Origin of the sequence: Phytoactinopolyspora endophytica (assembly GCF_004138495.1) — a bacterium.
Lineage (GTDB): Bacteria > Actinomycetota > Actinomycetes > Jiangellales > Jiangellaceae > Phytoactinopolyspora > Phytoactinopolyspora endophytica.
In genome coordinates, this window is sequence record NZ_ML142862.1 from 33,648 (window position 1) to 34,922 (window position 1,275).

General features: G+C 64.8%; 2 protein-coding genes and 1 pseudogene. 2 read left to right on the forward strand and 1 reads right to left on the reverse strand.

Annotated elements, in window-relative coordinates:
- Both ELR45_RS38825 and ELR45_RS23410 read left to right on the forward strand, forming a co-directional pair.
- The coding region (locus ELR45_RS38825; protein ID WP_205857121.1) for a hypothetical protein at nucleotides 1-402 on the forward strand (402 nt) is incomplete at its 5' end.
- Nucleotides 403-585: 183 nt separating this feature from the next.
- Complete coding sequence (locus ELR45_RS23410; RefSeq protein ID WP_129668508.1) at nucleotides 586-951, forward strand: hypothetical protein; 366 nt, start codon at nucleotides 586-588, stop codon at nucleotides 949-951.
- Between the two features lie 54 nt (nucleotides 952-1,005).
- On the opposite strand, the pseudogene ELR45_RS41400 reads toward ELR45_RS23410, so the two are convergent.
- Nucleotides 1,006-1,275 (reverse strand): annotated as a pseudogene (locus ELR45_RS41400) (CoA ester lyase); the annotation flags it as partial.

Here is a 1,275-nt window from a genome sequence, read left to right on the forward strand (position 1 = left end):
GTGTCAACACAGCTGTCCGAGCTGGCCGTGTCGGTGTCGTCGGCGCGGCTGCCACAAGCGGTGAGTACGAGGGCGACGGCAGCGAGCGCCGCCGGCGCCTTGAGCATGCGCGTGGACGACGTCCGGGTGGGCGAGGTCCGCGTCGAATGGGTCCATCTGGACAACGTCATGGTGCGAGGCCTCCTACGCCGATGGGCTCGACTACTCTCCAGGGCCGGGCTGGATGTGCTGGTCACCCGGCATCCACAGTGCGTATACAGCGCTGTATCCGTTGCCGTATCCGAATGGACAGTGACGCTACGGACGCCATGTTTCGCCTCAGATGACGGGAAGTTCCATGCCGATCAACGCCGATGTCCAGCGCGTAACGAAGTCCTCACCGCGGGTCTCGTGCAACGTTGAGCCGGATGGGGTGCACCGAGAGAAGGTCTTCTCACCGCGCCGGTTGCCGGAGCATCGCTGATCTATCCACAAGCTTCTGTTAGAGTCTAGACTTATCCACATAGCCCCAGTTGCCTCTTGTAGCCTTGCTTTAGATCGGGCAAGATCCTTCGCGTATCATCCTCAACACGAAGGAGACTCGCCGTGAACGACGCACAGACGTGGACCTTGATCGCCGGCTTCCTCGCCGTCGTCGGAATGCTGGGCAATGCCCTGCTCCGCACCGTCGGCGCCAAGATCGAGAGCCTTGGGAACAAGTTCGAGTCGAAGTTCGAGTCGATGGACGCACGGTTCGAGGCGATGGACTCGAAGTTCGAGGCACGGTTCGAGGCGATGGATTCGAAGTTCGATTCGATGCGAGCCGAGATGAACACCCGCTTCGACGCGGTGGACCGGCGGGTGGATCATCTCGACGGCCGGGTCGGCCGTCTCGAACAGCGGGTCGGCAGCCTCGACCAGGACGTCCAGGCGCTCACCCGCGAGGTCTTCCGCCGGCACGAGGATCACTGAGGAGACTCGACGTCAGGGACGGGTATAGAACCCTTCGCCCGAGGTTATCCACGCTCAGCTGTGCGGATTCGTGCGCTCGTGCAGTGCCAGGACGCGTTGGGCCTGCTCCACCATCGCGACGTCCAAGAAGCTGCCGTCCGGCAGCATCGAGGTCCCGTCTCCGCGGGCCTGTGCGCCGTCGACGCTCGCGACCACCTCGCGGGCCCGCTCCACCTCGTCCGGGCAGGGCGCGAACGCCGCCTCGATGACCGGGAGCTGCCGCGGATGGATCGCCGCGCGTCCCAGGAAGCCCCAGCGACGCGCCTGCCGGGTCGACTCGGCCAG